The sequence below is a fragment of the Actinokineospora sp. PR83 genome (assembly GCF_021056305.1).
Classification (GTDB): domain Bacteria; phylum Actinomycetota; class Actinomycetes; order Mycobacteriales; family Pseudonocardiaceae; genus Actinokineospora; species Actinokineospora spheciospongiae.
On the sequence record NZ_JAJCXD010000151.1, the window covers coordinates 2,652 to 10,917 of the forward strand.

At 74.8% G+C, this 8,266-nt stretch carries 6 protein-coding genes; 2 read left to right on the forward strand and 4 right to left on the reverse strand.

The features are described 5' to 3' along the window. The first annotated feature begins 70 nt into the window (after positions 1-70). Positions 71-307, forward strand: coding sequence for a hypothetical protein (locus L6E12_RS33565; RefSeq protein ID WP_236231943.1), 237 nt, complete (start codon positions 71-73; stop codon positions 305-307). A gap of 5 nt (positions 308-312) precedes the next feature. Here the strand turns inward: L6E12_RS33565 and L6E12_RS33570 are convergent, their stop codons facing one another. From L6E12_RS33570 to L6E12_RS33585, 4 genes are all read right to left on the reverse strand, one after another. Continuing rightward, on the reverse strand, positions 313-780 hold the full coding sequence (locus L6E12_RS33570; RefSeq protein ID WP_236231944.1) for a hypothetical protein: 468 nt from the start codon (positions 778-780) through the stop codon (positions 313-315). Between the two features lie 106 nt (positions 781-886). Next, positions 887-2,380 (reverse strand): DUF885 domain-containing protein, encoded by a 1,494-nt coding sequence (locus L6E12_RS33575; RefSeq protein ID WP_236231945.1) that lies wholly within the window; start codon positions 2,378-2,380, stop codon positions 887-889. Continuing rightward, positions 2,377-3,627 carry a cation:proton antiporter gene (locus L6E12_RS33580; protein WP_236231946.1) on the reverse strand — a complete coding sequence of 417 codons (1,251 nt, stop codon included), beginning with the start codon at positions 3,625-3,627 and terminating at the stop codon, positions 2,377-2,379. Before L6E12_RS33580 ends, L6E12_RS33575 begins: the two co-directional genes overlap by 4 nt. Before the next feature lie 49 nt (positions 3,628-3,676). Further along, complete coding sequence (locus L6E12_RS33585) at positions 3,677-6,691, reverse strand: helix-turn-helix transcriptional regulator (RefSeq protein WP_255683588.1); 3,015 nt, start codon at positions 6,689-6,691, stop codon at positions 3,677-3,679. A gap of 346 nt (positions 6,692-7,037) precedes the next feature. Between L6E12_RS33585 and L6E12_RS33590 the strand changes: the two genes are divergently transcribed. Continuing rightward, positions 7,038-8,258, forward strand: coding sequence for a phytanoyl-CoA dioxygenase family protein (locus tag L6E12_RS33590; RefSeq protein WP_236231948.1), 1,221 nt, complete (start codon positions 7,038-7,040; stop codon positions 8,256-8,258). Positions 8,259-8,266 lie beyond the last annotated feature (8 nt).

Below are 8,266 nucleotides of genomic sequence, written 5' to 3' on the forward strand. Positions count from 1 at the left end.
CACACCGTTTCTTGGCCCCGGCCCGACGACGGGAGATGCTCGAACCGCCCTCACTCGAATGGACACGCCCATGTTCGAGCTGATCCACGAGCCGACCACCGGGGAGCACACGCGTCCCGTCCTGGTCGTCGACACCGCCCCACTGGCGCCCCTGCTGACCCCGGTCGTCCTCGCCTCGACCCTGCTGGCCCCGGCCCTGCACCACGCCGAACCCGCCCTCCGAGCAGCGGCGACGGCCGCCGGGGCGAGCCCGGCGGCCGTCGAAGCGCTCGCACTGCTGGTGAAGGTCCTCCTCGACCGGAGGTGACCGCGCTACCGGGCCTGCGGCTCGGTGCGAGCGTCCTCCCGGGACAGCTTCTCCGCCACGAAACTGCCCACCCCGACGACCGCCGCCACCGGCCACTCCAGCACCCCGACCACCGCGAGGGCGGCCAGCCCGCCCCACCACAGGGCGCGCTTGGAGTCGGCGGGCGCCATCGTGGGGACCGGCAGCCGGACACCGGCGATCCGCAGTCCACCGTTGTCGGCGTCCTCCGCCTTCGCGGTGTCCTTCGGCATCTCGGTGCTCTTCGGCATCTCGGTGTTCCTGGGCCCCTCCGCTGCCTGCCGCGCGGTCTCCGGCTTCTGCATGCCCTCCGGCCTCTCGGCGTGTCGCTGCGCGGCCTGCGCGGGGGTCCGCTGCGTGTGCTTCGGCTCCTCGGCGGGCATGGGGATCCCGGCGGGTGCGGTGTCCGCGGCCTGTCGGGTGGCCGGGAAGGTCGAGGGCATTTCGGTGGTCATGGTTCCTCCTCCGTGGGGTTGTTGCGGATACCCCGCACGAAAGCGCCACAAGCACCACGATCAGGTGATTGTCCTGTTCAGACCGTCGCATCCGGTCACCGGAGCACTACGCCCCCAGGGCCGAGCGCAGCACCGACAGCCCGCACGGGCCCAGCGCGAGCATCCGCCGGTGGAACTCGCGCGGGTCGATCCCCTTGGCGTCCGAGGCCGCGCGCAACTCCTGCCACACCCGAGCCCCCCAGGCGTAGGTCAGCGCCTGACCGGGCCACGCCGCCGAGCGCAGGACGGTGAAGTACAGCGATCCCGCGTCGAACGCCGATTCGGCGGCGAGGAACGCGGCTGCGCCGTCGAGCGTCCACGGTTGGCCCGTGTCGCCCATCGGTAGTCCGGTGTGGACTGAGAGGTCGGCCAGGGCCATCGCCACGTTGAGCCGGAGGCCCAGGACGTGGCCGAGGCGCTCCTGCGGGGTGGTCAGGGCGCCCGCGTCGCGCATGAGACCCTCGGCGTAGACCGCCCAGCCCTCGGCGTTGCCCGGGACGACGGTGTGGGCGGCCCAGGTGGAGGTGGCGGTCAGGACCGCCGTGCCCAGTTGGAGGTGGTGGCCGGGGACGCCCTCGTGGTGCAGCATCGTCGTCTGGTTCCACACCGGGACCGGGTCCGCGGCGGGCACCGGCCAGATCAGGCGGGCCGGTCGGGAGCCGTCCGCCGCGGGTGGGAGGTAGCGCGGGGAGCCCTGTTCGACCGGGACGTGCACCTGCACCGCGCCCAGGCCCGGTGGCGCCGCGGCCAGGACGTCGCGGCCCACCGAGGCGGCGGTGTCGAGGCGTTCGGTCGCCCAGTCGCGCAGTGCGCCGGGGCCGGTGACGGTCCAGCGGGGGTCGGTGTTCAGCTCGGCGCAGGTTTCCCGGACGCCCCGGGGGGCCAACGCGGCCGAGGCGGCGCGGAGTTCGTCGAGTTCGGCCACCAGGACCTCGTGGCAGTGGGCCGGGTCGAGGTCTTCGCCGAGGTGGAACCGGGCGGCGGCGCGGTAGCGGTCGGCGCCGACGCCGTCTTCGGGGCGGGCGGTCGGCAGGACCTCCTCGGTGAGCACCGCGGCGAGTTCGGCGTAGCCCCGCCGGGCCGCCTCCGCGTGCGGGGAGTCGCCGAACTCGGTTCCCGCGGCCCAGGAGCCGACGGCGCCGAGCACCATCTCCACCTGCCGCCGGGCGGGTGGGAGCGCGGCGGCGCGCAGGGTCTCGGCGTACCCGCGCAGCGCGGCGGGCACCCCGGCCAGGGTCTCGGCGAGCACCGCCGGGTCGCCGTCCCTGGCAAGCTGGCCCAGGTGCTCGCGCAGCAGCACCGGCGGGCAGGTCACCAGGTTCAGCTCGGTGGCCAGCCCGGCCTCGGTGTAGGCGGCCTCGGCGGCGAGGCGTTCGGCGAGTGCGGGGTCGCCGCCCGGGTCGGTCGAGCGCAGCAGGTCGGCCCGGGCCGCGCAGCCCGCCGGGGAGTAGTCGGGGAGGGCGCCGGGGTCGACCGGCGCCCCCGAGAGCGCCGCGCGGACCGGGTCCAGCGCGCTCTGCCTGGCGAAGAAGCGGTCGGCGGCGGATCGGGTGGCGGTCACGCTGACCTCATCTCGGCGGGCTCTCGGGTCAGCCGCTTGTGCAGCGGCCCGGTCATGGCCGTGGTCACCAGGGTCATCACGATCAGGGCCAGGTACAGCGCCGGGGTGATGATCCCGGCGGCGAACGCGGCTTGGAGCACGACGAGTTCGGTGAGGCCGCGGGTGTTGAGCAGGATGGCCAGCTCCAGGCTCTCCTTCGGCGTGCTGCCGCCTGCCCGGGCGCCGAGGTAGCTGCCGCCCACCTTGCCCGCGACGGCCAGCACCAGCGCCACCCCGATCGCCGCCCAGGGCATCGACCCGACCTGCGCGGCGAACACCCCGATGCCGGTCACGAAGAAGAACACCGGCACCAGCTCCCGGCCAGCGCGGGCCACCGTCGTGGCCACCGGGGTCCAGGTGCCGCGCTCGCCGTCCACCGGCAGGGCGAGGCCGACGGCCAGGGCGAGGATGATCTCGTTGATCCCCAGCGCCTTCGCCAGCACCGCGACACCGAGCGCGGCCAGTCCGATGAGGACGATCGACACCCGGCGGTGCGCCCCGGCGGCGGCGCGCACCCGCTCGATCCGCAGCAGCCGCCCGACCGAGGTGATGACCAGCACCACGCCGACCAGCACCCCCAGCCTGCCCAGGACCGAGAGCAGGTCCCCCGAGCCGGTCGCGCCGGTGATCGCCACCGCGAGCACCGCCCAGGCGACCAGGTCGATGAGCGAGGCGGCGCCGAGCGAGAGCCGGGCCGCGGGGGTGTGGATCCGGCCGCTCTCGTCCAGGATCCTGGCCAGCACCGGGACCGCGGTGACGGTCAGCGCCACCAGCATCACCAGCACGAACGACGACGTCGGCGCCGTACCGCGCAGGTCGGCGCCCTGCCCGCCGACCCACAGCGCCATGAGCAGGCCCGCGACGGCGGGCAGCAGCAGCGCCCCGGTCGAGGTCAGGACCAGGGCCCTGGCGCGCGGGATGCCGGTGCCGACCTTGAGCTCGTGCCCGACGCCGACGAGGAAGAGCACCAGACCGGCGTGCGCCACCGTGTTGAGCACGTCGAGCCTGCCCTCGCCCAGCAGCGCGGCGCGCACGCCGTCCCCGCCGACCCACAGCAGGAACGGGCCGGTGAGCAGGCCGAGGACGATCTCGCCGACGACGCCGGGCTGCCGCACCGCCCTGGCGAGCAGGGCACCGAGCTTGGCCACCGCCAGGGTGACCACCAGGGCACCGAGCAGCAGCCCCAGCCAGCGCAGGGAATCGAGCATGGGGAACTCCGAATTCTCAGGTCGCGACGGGGAGGAGGACGGGTGCGGGTCACGCACCTTCGCTGAGCAGGCCGACGGCCGTGCGGGAGCGGGCGACGACGCTGGCGACCGCGGCCCGGGAACCCACACCCAGCTTGGCGAACACCCTGGCCAGGTGCGCCTCGACGGTCTTGTCGCTGACCCCGAGCCGCTGGGCGATCTGCCGGTTGGTGCGCCCGCTGGTGACCAGGTCGGCCACCTGCCGCTCGCGGGCGGTGAGCGTGGCCAGCCCGGCCCGGGGCTCCGGTGGGGCCTGGGTGGCCTTGGCGAGCCTGCGCTGCTCGGCGACCGCGCGCTCGACCAGCGCGGCGGCCCCGCACTCGCGCAGCAGTTGCTCGGCGCGGAACAGCTCGGCGGCGGCCTTGGCCTGCTTGCCCGCGGCGAGCAGCGCCGAGGCCGTCACCAGCCGGGCCCGGCCCGCCAGCAGCCGCCTGCCCGCGGCGGTGAACGCCGACTCGGCCTGCGCCCCGTGCAGGGCAGCGGCGGTCGGGTCGCTGCCGGTGAGCGCCTGGGCGCGGGCGAGCGCGGCGAACCCGGCGCGGTGCGGTTCGGCGGGGTCGAGCCGCTCGGCCCAGCCCCACGCGGCTTCCGGCCTGCCCAGCGCCAGTTCGGCGCGCACCACCAGTTCGGCGACCTCGGCGCGGGCGATCGGCGGCACCGCGGCCAGCCCCCCGTCGCCGACGACCGCGCGGACGGCGGTGACCGCGCCCTGCGGGTCGCCGTGCAGCAGGCGGGCCTCGGCCAGGGCCAGCCAGGCCAGCGACCACCACAGCCCGCGGCCGGGTTCGGCGGCCCTGGTCGCGGCCAGCCCCGCCTCCACCGCGGCGGAGGTGTCGCCGCGGTGGGCGAGCGCGCGGCAGTGGGCGTAGAGGGTCATCGTGCGCAGCTCGGTGCCGGGCAGCCCGATCCCGGCCTCCACCGCGGCCTCGGCGGCCTCGGCGGAGGCGGGTACCGACCCGAGGTCGAGCTGGGCGGCGGCCAGCACCACCAGCAGCCGGGTGGTGTCCACCGACCGCCCGGACGCCCGGGCCAGGACGAGCGCGTGCTCCAGGTGGCGCACCGCGGCCGTCGACTCGCCCAGGTGCACCTCGCACCAGCTCAGCCAGACCACCCCGTCGAGGTGCACCGCCACGTCGACGTCGGCCAGCCGGTCCACCCGCCCGCCCGCCTGCGCCACCAGCTCCGCGGCGGCGTCGAAGCCGCCCGCGACGACCTCGGCCAGCGCGGCGGCGGCCAGCGCGCTCACGTGCAGGCCGCGGTCGCCGAGCCGCAGCGCGGCGCTCACCGCCTGCTCGGCCCAGACCGGTTCGGGTTCGACGCGGCAGGCGCCGGTGCCCGCGAGCGCGGCGTTGACCGTCCGCTCCAGCCGCAGCGCCACCGCGTCGGCGCTGTCGGCGGGCTGCCCGCCGGACAGCTCGTCGTCGACGCAGCTCACCGTCTGGACGTGCCGCCCGAGCAGCCGGGTGATCCCGGCGCGCTGGACGACGAGCCGGGTGCGGGTGTCCCGGTCGTCCTCGTCGACCATCTCGATCGCCCGCACCAGCGCCGCCTCGCTCTCCACGAGCTGCCCGCCCCGCGCGTGCGCCTCGGCCAGGCGCAGCAGCAGTTCCCTGCGCCGGAGCCGGAACTCGGGCGGGTCGGGCAGCAGCCGCAGCGCGGTCTGCAACCACTGCGCGGCCACCGCGGGGTCGCGGTCCAGCGCGTCCCCGGCGGCGTCGGCCAGCACCCGGGTGGCGTCGGTGTCGCCGACCCCGGCGGTGCGCTCGACGTGCGGGGCCATCGCCACCGCCGAACCGCCGCGGGCCCGCAGCGCCTCGACCGCCCTGGTGTGCGCGGCGATCCGCCCGCCCGCGCCGATGGCCCGGTAGGTGACGTGCCGCACGACCGGGTGGCGGAAGACGAACCGCGACGAGGAACCGAGCTGGCGCACCAGGTCCCGGCAGGCCAGCTCGTCCATCGCGGCGAAGACCTCGGCGGTGCCCAGGCCCGCCACCTCGGCGACCAGGCACACGTCGAACGGTTCGCCGAGCACGGCCGCGGCCTGCGCCGCGGCCAGGGTCTGCGGGCGCAGCGCCGTCAGCTCGGCGTGCAGCATGGCCGTCAGCCGCGGGCACGGGCCCTCGGCCTCGGCGGGCCTGCCGCCGCGCCGGGCGTCGGCGAGGACCTCCAGGTAGAACGGGTTCCCGCCGCTGGCGCGGTAGAGCGCGGCGCGACCGGCCTGCCCGACGGCCGGGGTCAGCGCCTCCAGCAGCTCGTCCGCGGCGGCCGGGGTCAGCGGGCCCAGGTGCAGCACCTGGAGCAGCCCGTAGCGCGCGGCGGAGCTGAGGGTGGCCGCGAGCCTGGCCACCGCCTGCTTGGGCCGGTGCGCCACGGCCAGCAGGACCGGACCGGCGGGCGGGTGGCGCACCAGGTGCCCCAGCAGGTCCGCGGAGTCCGGGTCGGCCCAGTGCACGTCGTCGAGCAGCAGGGCGAGGCCGTGGCCGCCCGCGATCCGGGTCAGCAGTTCGCGCACGGAGTTGAACAGCCTCCTGCGCTCGACGTCCTCCGCGCACACCGCCCGCTCCGGGGAGGCGCCGGGTGCCACGCACGCCAGGTGCTCAAAAGCGGGCGCCAGCAACGGGTCGGCCAGCAGCCGGGCGCGATCGGCCTGCGCGAGACCGGCCAGGTAGTCGTCGACGGCCTCGGTGAACAACGAGAACGGCACCTCGCGGCCGGGTTCGCCGCCGCGGCCGGTGAGCACGGTCATCCGCGAGGCCGCGGTATCGCGCCGCAACTCCAGCAGCAGCCTGGTCTTGCCGATGCCCGGCTCGCCGATGACCTCGATCGTGCGGCTGTGCCCCCGTCCCACGTCGGTGACCGCCCTGGAGAGCAGCTTCAACTCCGCCCCGCGTCCGAATATCGAACGGGTGGGCGCGTTGTCACGGTTCACGATCGCTTCGGGTTCAATAAGAAAGCCGCCCCGGAAAAGCTCGTACCCGATGGTGCGCCGAACATGATACCCAGGCGCATTACCCCAACTCCTCATGCTCAAGCCCGAACTGTCCCAAACTTGTCTACCGCCGCAGCCGATTCCAGGCAAGCAGCCCCAGTAAACTCACCCGGACGGTCGATCCCTAAAACACGTAGCGTGGTGGGGTCGGAGTTGTTGGGCTGAACGGGGAAGTCAGGGATTTCCCTAACTTGCCGGACCACCCCCGGGGCCGCATAAGCTGGCGACCACGGCCAGGAGGGGGTTGACGGCTGCACTGGCCGCCGGCCGCGAAAAGCCCCCGAACCGCTCGGCTCGATTGAATTCCTCTCGAACGCACAGCGGTCCGGCACGCGCCGGAATACTCGGCTAAACCATTGCGGCCTCGATTTCAGGAGTGGTCATGCGGGAACTGGTGGATTCGACGCCGATCGCGGGCGACCCGGCCGCGCTGCGCGCCGCGATCGCCGATCGGGGCTATGTGTTCCTGCGCGGTCTGCTCGATCCGGCACCGATCCGAAAGCTCGCCCGCGACGTGCTCGGGGCATTGCAGCGCGACGGCTGGCTGGCCGGGGGCGCCGACCCGGAGCGGGCGGCGCTGCTGCCCCCGGCCAGGGACTTCAAGAATGCGAACTTTGTTCCCGGATACACCGATGTCCAGAGAATCGAATACCTGCACGCCCTCCCGCACGACCCGGCGCTGACCTCGGTGTTGCGCGCGCTGGTCGGCGAGGACGTCTTCTGCCACCCGCGCAAGGTGGCCAGGCTGGTCTGGCCCGCCGAGCTGGGCACGACCCCCGGGCTCTACGTGCACCAGGACTTCGTGGTCGAGGGCGTGGCGGACATGTTCACCACCTGGGTCCCGTTCGTCGAGTGCCCCCCGGAGCTGGGCGGGCTGGCCATCCTGACCGGGTCGCAGAACGAGGGCGTGCAGGCCAGGTTCGACGCGGTCGACCCGGACGACGAGCGGTGGGCGAGCACCCACTACCGGGTGGGCGACGTGCTGCTGTTCCACTGCCTGACCGCGCACGGGGCGCTGCCCAACCGGACCGACCGGCTGCGCCTGTCGGCCGACTACCGGTGGCAGTCGGCGAGCACGCCGGTGCCCGCCGACGCCCTGGGCCCGCACCTGGCGGGCGCTCTGCCCGGGTGGGACGAGCTGGGCGCGGACTGGGCGGACCGGTCGTGGGTGACCCCGCCGGAGGGGGTGCGGGTGGTCGAGCGCAGCGGCGGCGAGGCGGCCGGGGTGCCCGCCTCCCGGTTCGTCCGGGTGCCGGAGCAGAGCCCGGCCGAGGGCGAGCACGTGGTGCTGGCGGGCCTGTTCAACAACATGCGCGACGCGTTCCGCCCGAGGAAGGCGGGTGGCCGGGAGGCGGTGGTGGACTACCGCATCGCCGGGGACGGCACCGACCACCATTGGCAGCTCGTGGTTTCCGGCGGCGAATGCGCGGTGGCCGCGCGGCCCGATTCTGTGGGCCAGGTCACCATCAGCGCCTCGTTCGCCGACTACCTCAAGATCGTTTCCGGGAAAATGGACCCGATGGGCGCGCTGGGGTCCGGGCGGTTGCGCATCGAGGGCGCCGCGGAACTCGCCGTCGAACAGTTGAACTGGTTCCGGGACTAGGACGGTAT

What these genes read in the sequence shown, in the direction of transcription:
- L6E12_RS33585 (WP_255683588.1), bottom strand. Translation starts at nt 6,691, where the DNA reads ATGAGGAGTTGGGGTAATGCGCCTGGGTATCATGTTCGGCGCACCATC.
- L6E12_RS33590 (WP_236231948.1), top strand. Translation starts at nt 7,038, where the DNA reads ATGCGGGAACTGGTGGATTCGACGCCGATCGCGGGCGACCCGGCCGCG.
- L6E12_RS33570 (WP_236231944.1), bottom strand. Translation starts at nt 780, where the DNA reads ATGACCACCGAAATGCCCTCGACCTTCCCGGCCACCCGACAGGCCGCG.
- L6E12_RS33565 (WP_236231943.1), top strand. Translation starts at nt 71, where the DNA reads ATGTTCGAGCTGATCCACGAGCCGACCACCGGGGAGCACACGCGTCCC.
- L6E12_RS33580 (WP_236231946.1), bottom strand. Translation starts at nt 3,627, where the DNA reads ATGCTCGATTCCCTGCGCTGGCTGGGGCTGCTGCTCGGTGCCCTGGTG.